Raw genomic sequence first — 19610 nt, forward strand, 5'->3', positions numbered from 1 at the left:
AACTCGACCTTAACCAATAGGTCGAGTTTTTTTGAATGAGGTATTCTAAAAATATTGAATGTATAATTCGAATGATTTAGAATAAAAGAAAATAGATGGAGGTGTTTTGCTAATGAAAGTATTTAGTACAACAGGTCGGAAACAAGAAACATATCAAGTTGAAATGAATTATTCTTTATTATGGGAGTGTGCATTGGGGATCGCTGCGATTACCAATGAACGTTTACTAGATTCATTAGATCAGCCGATGAGTTATTGGAAAAATGTCCGAACAAACCTTTCTCAGAATTTACAAGCGCAACTAGACTACGTAGAAGCGAATAATACATGGAAAGCATTACTGCAATTACTTCATCAACAGGATTTTGCGAGTCTGGACGTATTTACTGAATATATAAATAAACTAACGGAGAGAGAATTAATCTATCAATGTATTCCGTTTATAAGTGAAAGCCATCAACCTATCAGAGAGCAAGCAGCCGCTAGAAGCAGAGAAGCGATAGAACAGTTAAAAGAAGCTACAAAAGATAACCCTTTTTTCCCAACCTATATTTCTTTTATCTGCCAAGTTGATTCTCAGCAATTAAAGCAGCATCTCATCACCGTGATGAGTGGATGGTATGAAGCAGTTATAGAACCAGATAGAGAAAAACTCACATCCATTTTACAAACAGATGTCTCCATAAAGGAAAAAATGAGACAGAAAATGAATCCAGAAGAATTTGTAGAATGGGCTACAGGAGGAATACGATATACACCCGAGCCGAGTGTTCATAAAGTATTACTCATTCCTCAATACATCTATCGTCCGTGGAATATTACAGCAGATATAGAAGGGACAAAAGTCTATTACTACCCGGTTTCCAATGAAAGTATTTCGCCGAGCGATAAATATATGCCGAGTAACTTTCTAGTTTTAAAGCACAAGGCATTGGGCGATGAAGTTCGGCTAAGAATGGTAAAACTATTATTTGAACAAAGTCGAACGCTCCAAGACATAACAGAAAAATTAGAAATGGGAAAATCCACGATTCACCATCATTTAAAAATATTGAGATCAGCACAGCTAGTAGGAATAGAAGATGGAAAATATGTATTAAAAAGGAGTGCAATTACCTCATTAGCAAAAGAATTAGAGCAATACATTCAACAATAAACGATTTAAAGGAGATTAAAGAGTGAAAGGAGGGAGAGTAGGGAGAGGAGTTAGCTAAAGGAGGTGGTATATCAGCCAAACTGGAGGGTATATCAGCCAAAGCGGGGAGAGAATCAGCCAAACTGGGAAAATATCAGCCAAAGCATCCAAGATGAGAAGCCAAATCACCAATCAACTCACCAAACCAAAGAAAGTGGTGTTCATTTGAATATTTTTCGCAATAAATCATTCACGTTTATGTGGATTGGAAATGGGATATCGGAGTTAGCAGGAGCCTTTGGGACCTTTTGCAACTCGTTATTAATCTATGAAATTACTGGTTCATCTTGGGCGTTAGGCAGTATGTGGCTATTATATTTTCTGCCTTCTCTCATCCTTCAGCTTTTTATTGGGCCATACCTTGATCGTTGGAGTAGAAAATGGATGATGATTTTTGCTCTCTGGAGTAGAGGCATGATATTTCTTTTTCCTCTCATTGGGTTTGTAACAGACACATTAGTACCGTGGCATGTTTATATTGTTCAAGTCATCATTGGATTAATAACTCCGATTTATTCTCCTGCTAATCAAGCCATACTGCCTAATCTTGTTTCGAAAGAGCAATTAAGTAGTGCTAATGCCTATGTAGAAGGGATGGCCAGATTAATGACGTTCGCAGCGCCAGTTGTGGCAGGGATTGTCATTGAATATATCGGAATTGGCAGTACTTTATTGTTTATTTGTACGGCGCTGATGCTTAGTGGATGTCTTTTGCTGGGTATTATGGAAGTAAGAGAAGCGAAAGTGGAAAGAAAAACATGGGCAGTGGAATTTATGGAGGGGGTTCGCTACTTTTTTCAACAAAAAACGATTGTGTGGTTAGGGATTTTTTTAGCATTTGTTCAATTTGGGGTAGGGGTCACAATGGTGATTAATATTCCCTATATTAAAACAGTGCTAAATGGAAATAATGCCATGTACGGTTATTTTATGGCGGGTTTTCCTTTAGGATATATGTTTGGAACCTTACTTGTTGGCAAAATCAAAATCCAATCACGGAGACGCTTGATGCTAGGGGCACTATTAATAGGAGGAGTGACATACATTAATTTAGGAATAACAAGTTCGCTCATTTCAGCCATCGTAACGGAAATCGTTGCTGGCATCACCATGGCATTTTTCAGCATACATAATATTACGATTTGTCAGCAAACCGTTCCCAATCATTTAATGGGCAAAATTATTTCGGTCCGATCCTTTATCATTCGAGCGATGATGCCGCTAGGCGTAATAGCAGGCGGAGCATTAAGTGAATTATGGGGGATCCGGCCTTTATACGTTTTAATTGGAGCAATAATTACTACTGTATCTTTAGTGGGACTATTGATTCCTTACTTTGCCTTTTTGGATAAAGAAAGCACCGATAAAAACAAGCTGGCTGCTTAATCTATTAAGAAAGACTAGGAAATGGATTCATTCCTTTTTCCTAGTCTTTTCTATTAATATTTCTTTAACAAAATTGCTGAGTTATGACCGCCAAAGCCAAAGGAATTAGAGAGACCAATGGATATTCCGGCTTTTCTTGCTCCTTCTGGAACATAGTCTAAATCACAGTCTGGGTCTGGAGTTTCCAAATTAGTAGTTGGCGGGATAATCCCTTCTCTCAAGCTCTGTACTAAAGCAATTGCTTCCGCTCCACCAGCAGCACCAAGCATATGACCAAGCATGGACTTATTAGCTGTCACAGGGATTTTATAGGCGTCTTCTTCAAATAATTTCTTAATTGCTAATGTTTCCGAGAGATCGCCGACAGGTGTACTAGTTGCATGTGCGCTAATCACATCTACATCAGAAGGAGAAATATTTGCTTTAGTTAATGCCCGCTTCATAGCAAGATATGCTCCTCTTCCATCTGGATGGGTAGCCACCATATGATAGGCATCTGAGCTTGCGCCATATCCAATGATTTCAGCTAAAATGGGAGCATTACGCTTTATAGCATGTTCCAAGTCTTCCACTACTAAAATAGCTGCCCCTTCACTCATCACGAATCCATCTCGATTTTTATCAAAAGGTCTACTTGCTGAAGCCGGTTCGTTATTTTTTGTCGATAATGCTCTGGCATTCCCGAAGCTTGCTAAGGAAAGATTCGTAATAGCAGCTTCCGATCCGCCTGCAAACATCACATCTGCATCACCATTTCGAATGGTATGAAAGGCTTCCCCAATCGATGTATTTCCAATGGAACAAGCTGTTACCGGAGAGAGGGAAGGACCTTGAGCTCCGAATCTAATACTAATTTGCGCTGCAGCTGCATTGGAAATCATCATCGGTACTAAGTTAGGACTGACTCGATTAGGACCTCTTTGATTTAATGTATTTACATTATCGATAAGGGTGGTCAAACCGCCGATTCCTGATCCTACATAAACACCCATTCGCTCTTTATCTATTAAATCTAAGTCTAATTGTGAATTTGTTAAGGCTTCTTCTGCTGCAGCTAAAGCAAACTGGCTAAATCGGTCCAGTTTTTTTGCTTCCTTTGCTCCCCATCTTTCATCTGGATGAAAGTCAGTTACTACTCCAGCTATTCTTGTTTTGGAATTAGATACATCTAAATGGTCGATAGAACGGATTCCTGATTCCCCTTTTAAGAGGTTCTGCCAATATTCATCCACGTTATTTCCTAACGGTGAAATAATTCCCATTCCAGTGACAACAACTCTTTTCACGATTTTTCCCCCATTCCTTTTTTCTTTATTGTATCCTTTTCTTATCCTATTACAAGTTGTAGTTTATACTAGTATAAATAGTACTAGCTTAAAAAGGAGAATGGATATGAATAGAGATATAAGGCTAGAAGCCCTCTCGGAATTTTTGAAAACAAAGCGCTCTAAGATACAGCCGCAAATGGTTGGACTCCCAGCTGGAACGAGAAGAAGAACAGCAGGACTCCGCCGTGAGGAAGTGGCACAATTAGCGGGAGTAAGCACTACCTGGTATACCTGGCTAGAGCAAGGTAGAGATATTAAAGTGTCTATCTCTGTTCTCGATGCAGTAGCAGATGCGCTGCAATTAAATTCTGATGAACGAAAATATGTATACGGTTTAGCGTTTGAGGAGGGAAATTCTTTTTTTCCTAAAGAGGCAGAAGAAGAGATGATGACTCCAGCTTTAGAAAGAATTTTAAAGGAACTTCGCTACTGTCCAACTATTATAACGGATCGCCGTTCTTTTATCGTTGGGTGGAATGAAGCCGCCAAGCAAGTATTCCTAGACTTTGAAAAAATCCCATCGGAAAAGAGAAATCTCATTGAATTGCTTTTTTCCAGAAAAGAACTAAGAGCATTAGCTGTCAATTGGGAGGACTTTGTAAAAGGATTCATTTCCATCTTTCGAACATATTTAGGACAATATATGGCAGATGAGTGGTATCAAGAATTTATCGAAGACATGAAAAAGAACTATCCAGACTTTAATAGAATGTGGAATGAAAGTGAAGTAAGTTCTGCTCCTGAGGTGTTAATTGAATTTCGCCACTCGAAGGCGGGGAAAATGATTTATAATTTAACCTCCTTACAAGTCCATGGCACGAATGATTTAAGATGCAGCATTTATACGCCTGTTGATGGAACAGGGACAGAGGAGAAGATTCAGCATTTGATGAAATGAAAGAGGGGACACAGTCGTTTATTGTGTCCCCTTCTCTATTTATTAAGAATTAGAAATAAGCTTTCTAACTCCATCCACTACAGGTGTTTCCGAACGGCCAAGTAGTTTTTCAAAATCATTGCTTTCAATATCTAATGTACCTTCGCGAATATCCTTTTGAATTGCTACAAGCATAGGAACAACAAAATCTGGTATGCCAGCTTGTGTCATTATTTCTGCATATTTACTGTCATCTACATGTTGGACAGGCACTTCTTTTCCAATCACTTGGCTAACAGCGGCAGCGATCTCTTCTTGTGATAAAGGTTTGCCAGATAGTTCATAAATCGTATTTTCATGTCCTTCACCGGCTAGCACTTCTGCTGCAGCTTCTGCATAGTCCTGCTGTAGAGCCCAGCCGACCTTTCCGCTGCCAGCAGAGGTAACCCACGGTGCTCCAGCTTGAACTCCTTGAATAGTAGAAAGCTCATTTTCTAGGTACCAGTTATTACGTAAGAAGGAATAAGGGATACCTGTTTTTTGAATAGCGATCTCTGTTGCTTTATGAACTTCAGCAAGGAAGTTAGTGCTTTCCTGTGCATTCGCAATACTTGTATATGCGATAAAGGAAACACCAGCGTTTTTAGCAGCATCGACAGCATTATTGTGTTGGCGAATTCTAGTTTCTGTATCTCCATCTGCTGAAATAATTAATAGGCGATCGATTCCTTTAAAGGCTGCTGCCAAAGTTTCTGGCTGATCGAAATCTCCATGGCGAACATCTACGCCTTTTGCGCGTAAATCCTCTGCTTTTTCTGGATTGCGTACACTGACAGCAAGCTGATCAGCAGGTACTTTTGCTAATAAAACATTTACGATTTTAGATCCAAGTTTACCAGTGGCACCTGTTACTAATAGTTTCATTTGAAATTCCCTCCAATTAATGTTTTTCTTTCATTATACCCCAACGACTTTAACAAGATGTGTTGTTGGATATCCAATATAGGTATATAGTATATTCATAGTAAAAAAAATGAAAGTAGTTATTTTTTTATAACATAGTCACATAAATAGTACCATGGGAAGGAGAGAGAAAATGGCACGTTTTTTTGTTCAAAATGAATCTGTCTCAATCGATGAGGAGGGTTTTTGTCCTGTAACTTATACACAAAATTTAACGGCGGGAAGATGGAAAATTATTATCTTATGGCATTTAAGTCAGGGGACAAAACGGTTTAATGAATTGCAAAGACTATTGCCTGGCATATCAAAAGGGATTTTAACAAGGCAGTTAAGAGAATTAGAAGCAGATCAAATGGTGCACAGAGAAGTTTATAAAGAAGTGCCTCCCAAAGTGGAATATTCCTTAACAGAAAAGGGAGTTAGCTTTATTCCTATTCTTGATTTAATGGGAGAGTGGGGGAAAAAGCATTTTAAGGAATAAAAATGGGGACAAATAATTGTCCCCATTAGCTTTACAATACTTTATTCAAGAAATCTTTTGTACGCTCATTTTGTGGGTTTCCAAAAATCTCTTGTGGTGTACCCTCTTCCACGATATAGCCATTATCCATGAAGATTACGCGGTCTGCTACTTCTCTAGCGAAGCCCATCTCATGTGTAACAATTACCATCGTCATTCCTTCTTGAGCTAATTGCTTAATAACGTTTAATACTTCTCCGACCATTTCAGGATCAAGTGCACTTGTTGGCTCATCGAACAGCATAATATCAGGGTTCATCGCAAGGGCGCGGGCAATGGCAACCCTTTGCTTTTGACCGCCAGATAATTTAGAAGGATTTTCATTAGCTTTATCCTTTAAGCCGACACGGTCTAATAGTTGTAAGGCTTTTTCTTTCGCTTGCTGTGGTGTTGCTTTTTTCAAATCAACTGGAGCAAGAGTGATATTTTCCAGAACCGTTAGATGCGGGAAAAGATTGAAATGCTGAAACACCATTCCGATATTTTCTCTGATTTTGTTAATATCATTTTTCTTATCTGTTAATTTAAAGTCATTTACAACAACTTCGCCACTTGTAACTTCTTCTAACATATTTAAGCAGCGAAGAAGGGTACTTTTTCCGGAGCCAGAAGGACCAATTAAACAAACAACTTCGCCCTCTGTTACCTGTAAATCAATTGATTTTAAAACTTCAAGATTACCATATGATTTTTTCAGATTCGTCACTTTAAGCTTGGCCATTTTTAATCCTTCTTTCTAATCGATTTGATACTTTTGTTAGAATCATAATAACGATAAAGTACATAATACCGACGATCAGCCACATTTGGAATGATTCTAAGTTTCTTGCAATAATAATTTTTCCGCTTTGTGTCAATTCGTTAATACCGATAATGGAAAGAATAGACGTATCTTTTAGTGTAATAACAAATTGGTTAATAAATGCTGGAATCATTAATTGGATAGCCTGTGGAAGCACTACCTTTCTCATTGCTTTTCCATAAGGAAGTCCTAGACTGCGAGCAGCCTCCATCTGTCCTTTATCAACCGATTGAATGCCTCCGCGAACAATTTCAGCCATGTAAGCACCAGCATTTAAACTTAATGTAATAAGACCGGCAGCAACAGCTGTAATTCGGAAGTCAAGAGCTGCTGGAATTCCGAAGTAAATAAAGAATGCTTGAACGATTAATGGTGTTCCTCGGAAAATATCGATGTATATACCAGCAATTGTTCGTAAAATTTTACTTTTGGCAATACGTAATAGTCCAAAGATAATTCCTAGTACAGTTGCAATTAATAGAGAAACGACTGTTAAGATAAGTGTCATTTTTAAACCAGATAATAAGCTAGGGAAGCTCTCTTTTAATAAACCAAAAAAGCCACTCTTAGCTTCTTCATCTGATCCAGTTTCTAAGTATTTATCTAATATTTCTTGATATTCTCCAGATGCCTTTAAATTGGCTAATCCAGTGTTAAACATTTCAAGAAGCTCTGTATTTTGTCCTTTAGAAACAGCGAATCCATAAGAGGCTCCTGCTTCTTTATCTGTCACAATTTTAAGGCCATTTCCTTGCTTGATTCCATATGCTAATACTGGATAATCATCAAATACAGCTACGGAATTTCCAGTTCTTACTTCTTCGTACATATTAGCAGAATCATCAAATGTTACGATGGAAAAACCATATTTGTCTTTGATGCTTTCTGCAAAGCTTGCCCCCTCTGTTCCTGTTTTAACAGCAACCTTTTGACCTTTTAAGTCTTTATAGGAGGAGACTTTATCATTATCGCTGTCGACGGCCATAATGATACCAGAATCAAAATAGGGTTCCGAGAAATCGAATTTCATTTGTCGTTCATCTGTAATGCTCATCCCGGCAATAACAGCATCCACTTGTTTTGATTCAAGTGCTTGAACAGCTGCGTTAAATCCAAGTGGCTTCATTTCATATTTGAAACCTTGATCTTTCGCAATAGCAGCCATTAAATCCATATCGATTCCGACGAAGTCCCCATTTACATCCTGAAATTCAAATGGCGCAAATGTAATATCTGTTGCAATCTGATATACTTTCTCCTTTGCTTCTGCTTTTGATATAGGAGAAATAATATTCAGCATAGTTAAGATAACTACGAAGAATAAAACTAATTTAGACATCCTTTTCTTTTCTTTCATTCGTACAACTCCTTTTCGTTTTTCTAAAGTTATAAAGTTCTGGTATAACATGTTAGATTACCTAACAAAACATAATTAAAATAATACTAAACAATTTTGATCTTGTACAGATAGGAATATAAAGAGAAAATTTACCAATTATTTTTAAGAGGGTGGAATACATAATAGCAAGTATGTTATACTACAGTTACTTATAACGAAAGGGATGATGGGTGAACGATGAAGAACTAATCTTATTTTTCCAAAATTTGAATGAAATACATTTCAAATGGAACAAAAAATAGGATTAGTCTGCCCATTTCCATAAATCGCTTTTTCAAAGCATATCTCTAATGGTATGTGCACAATGATTGGTCGATATGCACGCTTTTTGTATATCGGTTATGTATGTTGTGAATGAGCAAATAATTAGGTACGGCTAATCCTTCCAGAGAAAATTTGGGAGGATTTTTTTCTCCCTTCTGAAAGGGTTTGATAAAATGCAAGAACTTTTAAAGTTAGTTAATATCGGATATGAAGTGCTGGATACTACTATTTTTACAAATATAAATGCAAGTGTACAGCAAGGAGAAGTTATTGGGATTATTGGTAAAAATGGTGCAGGAAAATCTACTTTACTGCAGTTAATAATTAAAGAAATTGTCCCTACAGATGGACATATCAAGTGGGTAAAGGAAGACTTATTGGTAAAAATGGTCGAACAGGAAACTGAAAACTACGACTTACAGAAAGAAACTTTTTGGGAATCGAAGCTATTAGAGAAATGGCAGGTGCCGACAAAGGACTTCCGAGTAATGAGTGGCGGGGAAAAATTAAAAGCACGTCTTGTTAAAGGCTTTGCCCACGATGCTGATTTATTACTATTAGACGAACCAACCAATCACTTAGATGAACAAAGTATGGCACTGCTGCTCGACCAAATAACAGCATATAAAGGAACCATTATAATCGTTTCCCATGACCGCTATTTCTTGGATACAGTTACAACAAAAATCTGGTCACTTGAAAATAAACAGCTTATCGAATATAAAGGGAATTATACGAGCTATATGGAGGCACGCGAGCAAAAGAGATTATCCCAGCAGCGGGAGTATGATAAACAGCAGAAGAAGATTAAACAAGTGGAAGGACAAATGAAGGAGCTCACCTCTTGGTCTCAGAAAGCGCATGCCCAATCAACCAAACAAGAATTCCCAAAAGAATATTACCGCACAAAGGCCAAACGAATGGATGCTCAAGTCAAATCAAAGCAAAAACGGTTAGAAAAAGAGCTGGAAAAAAATAAAGTGGAACGTTTAGACGAAGAGTATACGGTAGCTTTTTCGATTGAAGCGAATAAAAAGAAGGGGAAACGCTTTTTGGAAATCAAAGATTTATCGAAAGCGTTTGACGCTAAATTGTTGTTTAAAAAGGTGAATGTAACGATTCAGCATGGGGAAAAGGTTGCGATTATGGGATCTAATGGAAGTGGGAAAACAACCTTGTTAAATATTATTTTAGGAAAAGAAAAGGCCGATGGAGAAGTTTGGATTTCACCGACAGCCACTATCGGTTATTTAACACAGGAAGTATTCGATCTTCCTTTAGAGGAAACACCGGAACAGCTGTTTTTCAAAGAAACATTTGAAGAAAGAGGAAAAGTACAAACACTGATGAAACATTTAGGCTTTATGGCTTCTCAATGGAAGGAACCAATAAAAAATATGAGCATGGGAGAACGGGTAAAATGCAAATTAATGGCTTATATTTTAGAAGAAAAAGATGTGCTCATACTCGATGAACCAACAAACCATCTGGATTTACCTTCCCGGGAACAATTAGAAAAAACGCTATCCCAGTATAATGGAACGCTTATTATTGTTTCGCATGACCGTTATTTTCTAGAGCAAACAACGACAAGTAAACTAATCATAGGCGATGGAACGATTCAAAGGCAATGGACGGAGTCTCCAAAACGGGATAGAGATAATAAAGAAGAATTACGGCTAAAGCTGGAGACAGAAAGACAAGAAGTATTAGGAAAATTAAGCTTTATGACACCGAAGGATAAGGAATATGCGGAATTAGATAGAAAGTTTCTGGAATTAACAAAGCAAATAAAGGAGCTATAGGGGATTATTCCCCTTTTAATTTGTAAAATAATTAATTATTCCAGCTATTGCTAATGATACTCCCCCAATTAGAAAGGCTATTATGGAAATTTTTGCGTTTAATGTGCGATCTTGTTCGGTTTCTGTAAAATGATGATTTCTGTGCTGCCTGCCATCTGGCCATGCTCCGACCATCGTCACCGCAATGAAGATCGAAATGATACCGATGATGAAAAAAAACATAAACATAGATCTTCCTCCTTTTTAAATAAGAAGCAATTTTCTTGTGTTAATTATACGTATTGTTTCAACTTAAAGTTACAGAAATATGTGATTATTTATGCTTTAATAAGAAGAAAGAGGAGGAATAGCCATGAGGATACCTGCTAAGCTACAAAAGGGTGATGAAATTAGAGTGATTGCCCCTAGTCGAAGTGCAGCAATTTTATCAGAAGAGGGAATAGAGCAAGCAAAGAAAAGATTAGAGAATCTTGGATTTATTGTGACGTTTGGGAAGCACATTTTTGAATCGGACTTACAATTCTCCTCCACGATTGAGCATCGGGTGGAAGACATTCATGATGCTTTTCGGGATCAAAATGTAAAAGGAATATTAACGGTAATTGGCGGATTTAACAGCAACGAGCTGTTGCCTTATTTAGATTTTGATTTAATAAAAGCTAACCCGAAGATACTTTGTGGGTATAGTGATATTACCGCTTTAGCAGCTGCAATTACAACCAAGGCTGATTTTATTACCTATTCTGGTCCACATTTTTCTAGCTTTCAAATGGAAAAGCTGCAGGAATACCAAACAGAATATTTTCAGAAATGCGTGATGGAAACTAGTGCGTTCATCATAGAACCTTCTGATGTATGGACAGATGATGCATGGTATTTGGATCAAGAAAATCGTCGATATGAACCTGGAGGCTGGAAGGTATACCAAGAGGGGAGTGCAAAAGGGCAATTGTTTGGTGGTAATTTATGTACCTTAAATTTACTGCAGGGAACAGAATATATGCCTAATCTTAAAGACAGCATTCTATTTGTAGAAGATGATGAATTAACCATTCCAGAAACATTCGCAAGAGATTTAACCTCCTTGCTGCAGACAGCAGGAATAATTAAAGCATTAGTAATTGGGAGATTTCAACGAGCATCGAAAATGACTGAAGAGCAGCTTTTGTTTATTTTAGATAAACATCCTCTTTTGCAGCAAATCCCTGTCCTATATGATGTGGATTTTGGTCATATCCAACCATTCTTTACTTTCCCCATTGGGGGAGATGTAGAGATTGATACAAAGAACCATGGAATTAAATTGACTACTTTTTAAATGGTTCAATGGAGGAATCGACTTGGAGCTTAAAGAAAAGATAAAAAATCTACCAGCATCTCCAGGGGTGTATTTGATGAAGGATTCCTCTGGACAAATCATTTACGTTGGCAAATCCAAAACATTAAAAAATAGAGTTTCTTCATATTTTCAGCATTCGAAAAATCGGATTGGTAAAATAGAGAAATTAGTGAAGCATATAAAGGATTTTGACTTTATTGTCACAGATACAGAGTTTGAGGCATTAATGCTGGAATGTAAGTTAATAAAAGAAATCCAGCCCATGTACAATCGGATGATGAAAGCGACAAAGGCATACAACTACATCGTATTCCGATGGCAGAAGGGATCCTACCGTATGGAGATTGTAAATGAATTGGAGAAGGACGATATTCATTATTATTTTGGTCCATTTACTAGTAAAAGAACAGTAGAAAATGCGATAAAAGGAATCCAATCATTTTATAAAATAGATTGTTCCAAGACGACAAGAAGTAATAGTCCATGTCTCAATTATACAATCGGAAAGTGTATAGGGATTTGCTTCAATCCAATAGCTGAAGAAACGTATCAACAAATTATCCATCGTCTTATCTCTTTATTTAAAAAAAAGGATACTAGAATACTAGAAGAAATGTCCGCCGAAATGAGCGAAGCTTCTAGTAATTTTGATTTTGAAAAAGCAGCGGAAATAAGAGATACCATTGCCAAAATAAAGACGATTCTGCAAACAGAAACAGTAATAAATTTTATGGTAGATAATCGTCTTTTTCTAGCAGTCGAGTACTTAGATAATGACCGGATAAAGCTATTTCTGATTAGACGAAATCAAATTTTATACCGGCAAATATATGAAGCAAATCATTTTGATATGCAAGCGGTGAAGAGGCAGATTTGCACATATCTTTCAAGAAAGAATCTGTTTATCGGCACTTTAGATAAAGCAGAAATAGACGAAGCTTATATTATTTACAACTATTTAAACAGCGGCAATTGTCAGTATGTTGTCATAGAGGGCGAATGGCAGGGAAATACCGAATGTGGTAATTGGGAAAATAGCATCAGGAAAATTCTTCCGTTCTATTAAAAAGAGATTCTTCGAGAAATACAGATAAAAATGCAGTGATATCCTAAAATAGAGGAGAAATCAATATGCTGTCAAAAGAACAAATTGCTGAAATTAGAGAGCTTAAGGATATTTGTGAGAAAGAAGAAGGTTTTGAGTTAAAGCTTAACTTTGATATGCTCGAAAATCGAAATGGAGAAAAGAAAGAGGACTTTTTTCATTATGTAGACGGCAAACTAGCTGGCTTTTTAGGGAGCTACTATTTCGGCAGAAAAGTCGAGCTTTGTGGCATGGTTCATCCACATTTTCGTCAAAACGGGATTTTTACAGCTTTGTTGGAAGAGGGCTTAGAAGCAGCAAGGCTGAGAGAAGTGACGAGTATATTATTGAATGCCCCTGCTGCATCGCAGAGTGCAAAATTATTTTTAGATAAGCTACCATGTTTCTATGCCTTTTCGGAACATCAAATGAAATGGTATAAGGGAGATTTAATAGAGGATGCTGCGATTTCTTTAAGACCATATGATTATGATCAGGATAAAGAAATAGAAATAGAACTTGATGTTTTAGGCTTTGGTATAGCTGAGGAGGATGCTCGCGATTACGTTAACACCATAACGAAGCAGGCTGGTGATAAACGCATGATTATTGAGGTAGATGGAAAAACAGCGGGGAAAATCAGAGTTTCTGAAACCGATGGAGAAGCATGGATTTACGGGTTTGTTGTTGTTCCAGAGCTTCGCGGAAAAGGAATTGGCAGAAGGGCATTATCCAAAGTGGTAAAAATGGAAAAGGAAAAAGGCCTTTCTATCTTTTTAGAAGTAGAAGCAAAAAATGCTCGAGCGCTTAAACTTTATGAGTCTTGTGGATTTCGAAGCTATCATTCTCAGGACTATTATGAATATAAATAACTCTTTTGACAGAAGGTATCTAAATGTAGTCATTAAGATACCTTCTATCCTTATATCAAAGGAAGAGCAGTAATACATGTATTATCATCCTTAAAAGTAGTGAGATCCGATTTGGCTGTTTTGCCATTATAGGAGATGGTTAATTTTAAATCTTTATTGCGTGGAAGCCATAAATCGATAAACCCGTTTTGCTGAGAAGTTATAAGTTCATCTACATAAACATTCCCCACGTCATCTTCAATAAGTACCGCGAATTCCTTATTTGCCAATTCCCCGCGGCATCCAGCTAAATTATGGATAGCACAAGGGTGAGTATCTACTAAGTAAGGAGCAACAGAAACAAAAAATTCCTCTTTGGGCAAGCGATAGAGATGCTCTTCGTTGTCGAGAGTATTCACCGTTAATATATCAGAGGTAATGGAAGCGGCAGCTGCTGACTTCTTCCCGGAACTAAAATCTTGAACAAGTTGTTTGATATCGCTATCCTCCATTTTTTCATAGCGGTTATTTTGGGTAATAATTAAAAGAATCGTTACAGCAAATAGTATGGTAATAAATATCGGAATGATAAGTTTAGTTTTTTTCATATTAATCGCATTCTCCCTTTCAAGTTTGACTGCTTATGTATAAAGATAACAAAAAAGAGCAAAAAATCATGAAAGAAAAATGGAGATTTTGTGAATTTTTTTATTTAATCGATTTCTTTTTCATTTTTCAGAAGTTTGGTAAAAATTGTGAGAAAAGTCCTTTCTTTCTCTTGTGTATCTGTCTATTTTCCTATAAAATTTGTAATAGAAACTAGAAAAAGGAAATAGAGTATTTTCATTATTTAAATATAATAAAATGATAAAGGCAAATTCATCGAAAGGTGAAGACGCAAAGCTATAGGGACTAAGATCTTGGAGATTAAGTCAGCCAGTTACCGATTTATCTTGATAAAGAAGGGCTAATCGGTCGAAGATTAGCTTTTTTCTATTATTTGGATAGCTGTAATATGTCGATGATAGTCTCACTAATGGTAAGGTGAGGAGAAAAATGGGGATATTATATTTTTGCTGCGGAGTAATGATAGGCATTTTCTTTTGGAAAAAAAATGATAAGCGTAAATATAATAAGTGGAAAGCGAAAGTAGAAAAAGAAGACATTATGTTTCGACTAGTGGAAAGCTCAAAGGACATCGTTTATCGATATGAAGTGAAACCGCAAATGAGACATTCGTATATTAGTCCTTCCGCCGATGCTGTATTAGGAGATGGCATGGTCAAGGAATTTTATCGGAATCCGTATGCCCCTTTAGAAATGATTTATCCCGATGATTATGACATTATGTACAAAAAACTTCATGGTGCAATTGATTATAGTCAGCCATTGGTTCAACGAATGAGATGTTCAGACGGTTCTTATAAATGGTTTGAGGAATATGCGACGCCTATTTATGAGCATGGAGAGCTTGTAGCGATTCATGGAATCATTCGTAATATCGACGAGAAAGTAAGACTACGAGAGAATTTAGAGCATCAGCTGATCCATGATGCATTGACAGAAGTATATAATCGCTTTTACTTTGAACAAAAGATGGAAGAATTTGATACGAAAATAGATGAAGTAATTGCCATTATCATATGTGATTTAGATGAACTAAAACAAGTTAATGATAAGTACGGTCATAAACAAGGCGATGATTTAATCAAAGCAGCTGGAAAATTATTAAATACTTTTTCTTCTCCCTATATTACGGTCTCGAGAATCGGCGGGGATGAATTTGTCTTGTTAATTCAAGGAATGCAGCAAGAAGAAATAGAAGAGTTATATAAGAGGATGACGATGGGATTAAGCGATAAGGGAAAATGCGTAGAAGAAAACATGGTGAGAATGTCGATTGGCTACGCATTTGGTCAAAGCTCTCTTGGAAGAATGACAGCCTTATTTACAGAAGCAGATAATCATATGTATCAAAATAAAGTTCAGAAGAAAAAGAAAAATCAAAATAAAGTATTGGCAGAATAACTTGTTTTGCAGCACAGGGAAGACAGCTTTCAACTAAAGGAAGCTGTTTTCTTTATATAGAATTGCTTTTTGCAAAGTGTTATTGCATGTTCTTCACGGTGAAAAGGGTATAATAGAAATATCAAAAAGGAATGGAAGGGAGCTAATATGAGTAATAAAGAGACAAAAACAGATGTTGGCTGGAATTTTGATAATAGCTATGCTCGTCTTCCCGAAACATTTTATTCTAAGATGACAGTAAATCCAGTCAGTTCCCCAAGTTTAGTGAAGCTTAATGAGAATTTGGCTAAGACACTTGGATTAAATGGGGAGCAATTGCAGCACCCTGAGATAATACAAGTATTAAGCGGGAATGAGGTTCCAGAAGGAGGCTTTCCTCTTGCGCAAGCATATGCAGGCCATCAATTTGGCCACCCGACCATGCTAGGCGATGGAAGGGCGATGTTAATCGGAGAGCAGATTACCCCATCAGGCGAACGATTCGATATCCAATTAAAAGGCTCTGGCCGAACTCCCTATTCGCGCGGTGGCGACGGGAGAGCAGCGCTTAAGCCAATGCTAAGGGAGTATATCATTAGTGAAGCGATGCATGGGCTTGGCATTCCAACTACTAGAAGCTTAGCGGTTGTAGCTACTGGCGAGACGATTGTCCGTGAAATGAATTTGCCAGGAGCTGTCTTAACAAGAGTAGCAGCAAGCCATCTTCGCGTAGGAACTTTTCAATATGCAGCTGCTCTTGAGTCGAAGCAGGATCTTAAAGCACTTGCGGATTATGCTATGGAACGGCATTTCTCAACGATTAAGAAAGATGGGAATCCGTATGTTGAAATGTTTAGAGAAGTAATGAAGCGGCAGGCTGCATTAATTGCAAAATGGCAATTAGTTGGGTTTATTCATGGTGTTATGAACACAGATAATATGACGATTAGTGGCGAGACGATTGACTATGGACCATGTGCGTTTATGGATAGCTTCCATTTAGATACTGTTTTTAGCTCGATTGATGTTCAAGGTCGGTATGCATATGGAAATCAGCCGAAAATAGCAGGGTGGAATCTGGCCAGGTTTGCTGAAAGCCTCCTGCCATTATTCCATGATGATATGGAAAAAGCAGTGGAGCTTGCTCAAGAACAATTAGATCAATTTAATCCTTTTTATCAGCAGCATTGGCTTGATGGAATGAGAGGAAAATTAGGACTAGTGGCAGCGGAAGAAGAAAAAGATGCTGAGCTGATAGAGAAGCTCCTTGGTATCATGCAAAATAATCGGGCGGACTATACAGATACTTTCCGTGCTTTAACACTAGGGGAAGTAGAAAGATTAGAACTAAATAAAAATCAAGCATTTAGCGAATGGCATAAAGCTTGGAAGGAAAGAATTGCAGGGCAAGAAGGGGGAGAAGTAGCTGCTCGTGAACGGATGAAAAAGCATAATCCAGTTGTCATCCCTCGCAATCATCGTGTCGAAGCAGCACTTGATGCTGCAGAAGCCGGAGATTTAAGTGTAATGGAAGAATTATTACAAATGCTTTCTAACCCGTATGCATATACAAAAGCACAAATGGAGTACGGCATAGCTCCAGTGAAGATCAACCCTGCTTATAAAACGTATTGCGGGACATGATGATTTTAATCTAGCAGAAATAACAACCGATAAAAAGTTTCTTGTTTCTTTTAGAACAGGGAACTTTTTTATTATGGTCGACTAAATGTTTACATCTTTGCCATCTATAAAACAAAGCATGAAAATGAAACTTTTTAAACGTTCAATCAGTATATGTATATAACGGAAATTTTTCACGGCAGCAGAGCAGCGAGTGGATAAATAAGGTATGATTAGTATAAGAAGAGATAAAAATTGAGGTGATTTACTTGATCCTTCATTATAAATGCCCAAATTGTGGGGGAGATATGAGCTTTAATGCAGATACAGGCAGTTTATCTTGCCCTAGCTGTGGAAATGAAGAGAATATTGAGAGCTATCCAGAAAATTTAATGACCGCTTCTTTTGAAGAGAATGAGGTGAAGGAATACCATTGTGACAACTGCGGGGCAGTATTACTAACAGAAGCAGACACAACGGCAACAAATTGTAGCTTTTGCGGTGCAGGCGTTGTTATTGCTGACCGATTGGCAGGAGCGCTTGCTCCTAAGAAAGTGATCCCTTTTACAATCAGTAAAGAAGAAGCTATGGCGGCTTTTCAAAAATGGTGTAGAAAGGGACTATTAACTCCAAAGGGATTTATGAATGCAGACAGGATAAAAAGTATTACTGGTATGTATGTACCATTTTGGCTTTATGATTTAAACAGTGATGTTGATGTAACTGCCCTTTGCACAAAGGTCCGGACGTATACAAGCGGTGATTATATCTATACGGAAACGAAGTATTATGAAGCATATCGAAAGATAAATTTAGATTATGCGAAAATTCCAGTTGATGCTTCTGAAAAAATGAAAGATGAATTAATGGATAAATTGGAACCTTTTCCATATGAACAGTTAAAAGATTTTAAAACACCTTATCTAGCTGGCTTTATTTCTGAAAAATATAATTATACGGACGCAGAATTATTACCGCGCGCAAAGGCTAAAGTGAGTGATTACATTGATTCCTTTGTACATTCCACTTTTGCTGGGTATCACACGATAAATTATCGGGATAGAAATATTGATACAAAAGCGGTCCGGAGTGATTATGTCTTGCTTCCTGTATGGATGGTCAGTTACGATTACGAAAGCCAAGAACATATTTTTGCGATGAATGGACAAACAGGAAAAGTAGTCGGGAAACCGCCGATTAGTAAAGGCAAGGTAGCGTTATGGTTTAGCGGAATTGCTGGCGGCACATTCCTTGCATTAAAGGGTATCTCCGTCTTAATGGGTGGTGGCTTCTTTTGAGAAAAATTTTAAGGAAGTATAGTAGTTTACTATTTATTGCCTTGGCAATATTTACTCTGTTCTCAAGGAATGCAGTAAGTGCGGCTTCAGAAAATCAAACGCAATATATCTTTGATGATGCCCAGCTTTTAACAGATTCAGAAAAAACAGAACTGGAAAGCTTAGCAGAGGAATTAGGCGAAGAAGCCGAAACCGCCTTATTGATTCTTACGCTAGATGGCACAAATGGAAAAGATATTAAACGATATGTAGAAGATTATTATGATGAAGAAGCACCAGGCTATGACCAGCCTCATGGTAATACAGCTATCTTAGCCATTGATATGGAGCAAAGGGATATTTATTTAGCAGGTTTTAAAAAAGCGGAAGATGCATTGGATAATGAAACACTAGATAATATCCGCGAAGAAATAACACCTGCTTTATCAGACGGCGATTACTTAGAGGCATTCTCCACTTTTATGCATGAATCAGCTTATTATTTAGTGGATGATCCGGCTAATTTAGAAAATGATTATGATTATAGCGGCATAGATGAGGCTAGAAATGAATATAGCGAGGAAAATAATGCAAGTGGAATGCCAGCATTTTTCTTCCATTGGGGCTTTCAGCTGATTGCCTCGCTCGTGATTGCAGGGATTATCGTGAGTATAATGGTTTTCCAATCAGGGGGAAAAGTAACCGTGGATGGCAATACGTATATGGATAACTCGAAGATTATAAATAGACAGGATCGCTTTATTCGAAAAACAGTAACAAAACAAAGAAAGCCACAAAACAACTCAGGTGGCGGTGGAGGGATCACTGGCGGTGGTCACTCCCATAGTGGAAGCAGAGGAAAATTCTAAACAAGTATTTTACTTAGTGAA

18 protein-coding genes and 1 riboswitch are annotated in these 19610 nt (G+C 37.4%); of the genes, 12 read left to right on the plus strand and 6 right to left on the minus strand.

The genetic code is table 11. The features are described 5' to 3' along the window. The first annotated feature begins 112 nt into the window (after positions 1–112). On the plus strand, positions 113–1156 hold the full coding sequence (locus NSQ92_RS01220; RefSeq protein WP_144545406.1) for an ArsR/SmtB family transcription factor: 1044 nt from the start codon (positions 113–115) through the stop codon (positions 1154–1156). 204 nt (positions 1157–1360) lie between these two features. Next, entirely contained in the window at positions 1361–2581 is a 1221-nt protein-coding gene (locus NSQ92_RS01225) for an MFS transporter (protein WP_336044636.1), read from the plus strand. 53 nt (positions 2582–2634) lie between these two features. Here the strand turns inward: NSQ92_RS01225 and fabF are convergent, their stop codons facing one another. Further along, complete coding sequence (gene fabF, locus NSQ92_RS01230; protein ID WP_047941658.1) at positions 2635–3867, minus strand: beta-ketoacyl-ACP synthase II; 1233 nt, start codon at positions 3865–3867, stop codon at positions 2635–2637. 106 nt (positions 3868–3973) lie between these two features. Here fabF and NSQ92_RS01235 point away from each other — a divergent pair, with 106 nt between their 5' ends. Continuing rightward, the gene (locus NSQ92_RS01235) at positions 3974–4807 is read left to right on the plus strand and encodes a helix-turn-helix transcriptional regulator (protein ID WP_341152282.1); all 834 of its coding nucleotides are present in this window, start codon (positions 3974–3976) and stop codon (positions 4805–4807) included. 42 nt (positions 4808–4849) lie between these two features. On the opposite strand, the gene NSQ92_RS01240 is transcribed toward NSQ92_RS01235, so the two are convergent. After that, positions 4850–5710: an SDR family oxidoreductase gene (locus NSQ92_RS01240; protein WP_095259190.1), complete on the minus strand. Its 861-nt coding sequence runs from the start codon at positions 5708–5710 to the stop codon at positions 4850–4852. A 172-nt stretch (positions 5711–5882) separates the two neighbouring features. Between NSQ92_RS01240 and NSQ92_RS01245 the strand changes: the two genes are divergently transcribed. Next, positions 5883–6230, plus strand: coding sequence for a winged helix-turn-helix transcriptional regulator (locus NSQ92_RS01245; protein WP_047941655.1), 348 nt, complete (start codon positions 5883–5885; stop codon positions 6228–6230). A 31-nt stretch (positions 6231–6261) separates the two neighbouring features. On the opposite strand, the gene NSQ92_RS01250 is transcribed toward NSQ92_RS01245, so the two are convergent. Next, the gene (locus tag NSQ92_RS01250) at positions 6262–6990 is read right to left on the minus strand and encodes an amino acid ABC transporter ATP-binding protein (protein WP_047941654.1); all 729 of its coding nucleotides are present in this window, start codon (positions 6988–6990) and stop codon (positions 6262–6264) included. Further along, entirely contained in the window at positions 6977–8371 is a 1395-nt protein-coding gene (locus NSQ92_RS01255; protein ID WP_082138302.1) for an amino acid ABC transporter substrate-binding protein/permease, read from the minus strand. The genes NSQ92_RS01250 and NSQ92_RS01255 overlap by 14 nt, the downstream gene beginning before the upstream one ends. Positions 8372–8907: 536 nt before the next feature. On the opposite strand from NSQ92_RS01255, the gene abc-f reads away from it, so the two are divergent. Beyond that, entirely contained in the window at positions 8908–10539 is a 1632-nt protein-coding gene (abc-f, locus tag NSQ92_RS01260; RefSeq protein ID WP_341152283.1) for a ribosomal protection-like ABC-F family protein, read from the plus strand. 15 nt (positions 10540–10554) lie between these two features. Here the strand turns inward: abc-f and NSQ92_RS01265 are convergent, their stop codons facing one another. After that, positions 10555–10767 (minus strand): DUF5316 family protein, encoded by a 213-nt coding sequence (locus tag NSQ92_RS01265; RefSeq protein WP_047941651.1) that lies wholly within the window; start codon positions 10765–10767, stop codon positions 10555–10557. A gap of 124 nt (positions 10768–10891) precedes the next feature. Between NSQ92_RS01265 and NSQ92_RS01270 the strand changes: the two genes are divergently transcribed. From NSQ92_RS01270 to NSQ92_RS01280, 3 genes are all read left to right on the plus strand, one after another. Beyond that, on the plus strand, positions 10892–11857 hold the full coding sequence (locus NSQ92_RS01270) for a S66 family peptidase (protein ID WP_341152284.1): 966 nt from the start codon (positions 10892–10894) through the stop codon (positions 11855–11857). 22 nt (positions 11858–11879) lie between these two features. After that, positions 11880–12944: a UvrB/UvrC motif-containing protein gene (locus tag NSQ92_RS01275; protein WP_341152285.1), complete on the plus strand. Its 1065-nt coding sequence runs from the start codon at positions 11880–11882 to the stop codon at positions 12942–12944. A 65-nt stretch (positions 12945–13009) separates the two neighbouring features. Further along, the gene (locus NSQ92_RS01280) at positions 13010–13834 is read left to right on the plus strand and encodes a GNAT family N-acetyltransferase (protein ID WP_172859418.1); all 825 of its coding nucleotides are present in this window, start codon (positions 13010–13012) and stop codon (positions 13832–13834) included. A 50-nt stretch (positions 13835–13884) separates the two neighbouring features. Here the strand turns inward: NSQ92_RS01280 and NSQ92_RS01285 are convergent, their stop codons facing one another. Continuing rightward, a complete protein-coding gene (locus NSQ92_RS01285) occupies positions 13885–14421 on the minus strand; it encodes a CueP family metal-binding protein (RefSeq protein ID WP_172859417.1) in 537 nt (178 codons plus the stop codon). Between the two features lie 254 nt (positions 14422–14675). Continuing rightward, positions 14676–14761: riboswitch (cyclic di-GMP riboswitch) on the plus strand. A 108-nt stretch (positions 14762–14869) separates the two neighbouring features. Between NSQ92_RS01285 and NSQ92_RS01290 the strand changes: the two genes are divergently transcribed. From NSQ92_RS01290 to NSQ92_RS01305, 4 genes are all read left to right on the plus strand, one after another. Next, positions 14870–15841, plus strand: coding sequence for a sensor domain-containing diguanylate cyclase (locus tag NSQ92_RS01290; RefSeq protein WP_172859416.1), 972 nt, complete (start codon positions 14870–14872; stop codon positions 15839–15841). 147 nt (positions 15842–15988) lie between these two features. Continuing rightward, positions 15989–17464, plus strand: coding sequence for a protein adenylyltransferase SelO (locus NSQ92_RS01295; RefSeq protein ID WP_341152286.1), 1476 nt, complete (start codon positions 15989–15991; stop codon positions 17462–17464). Positions 17465–17712: 248 nt separating this feature from the next. Next, entirely contained in the window at positions 17713–18741 is a 1029-nt protein-coding gene (locus NSQ92_RS01300; RefSeq protein ID WP_141231687.1) for a TFIIB-type zinc ribbon-containing protein, read from the plus strand. Further along, on the plus strand, positions 18738–19589 hold the full coding sequence (locus NSQ92_RS01305) for a TPM domain-containing protein (RefSeq protein ID WP_341152287.1): 852 nt from the start codon (positions 18738–18740) through the stop codon (positions 19587–19589). The genes NSQ92_RS01300 and NSQ92_RS01305 overlap by 4 nt, the downstream gene beginning before the upstream one ends. Positions 19590–19610 lie beyond the last annotated feature (21 nt).

The sequence above is a fragment of the Niallia sp. FSL M8-0099 genome (assembly GCF_038006945.1).
GTDB lineage: Bacteria > Bacillota > Bacilli > Bacillales > Cytobacillaceae > Niallia > Niallia circulans.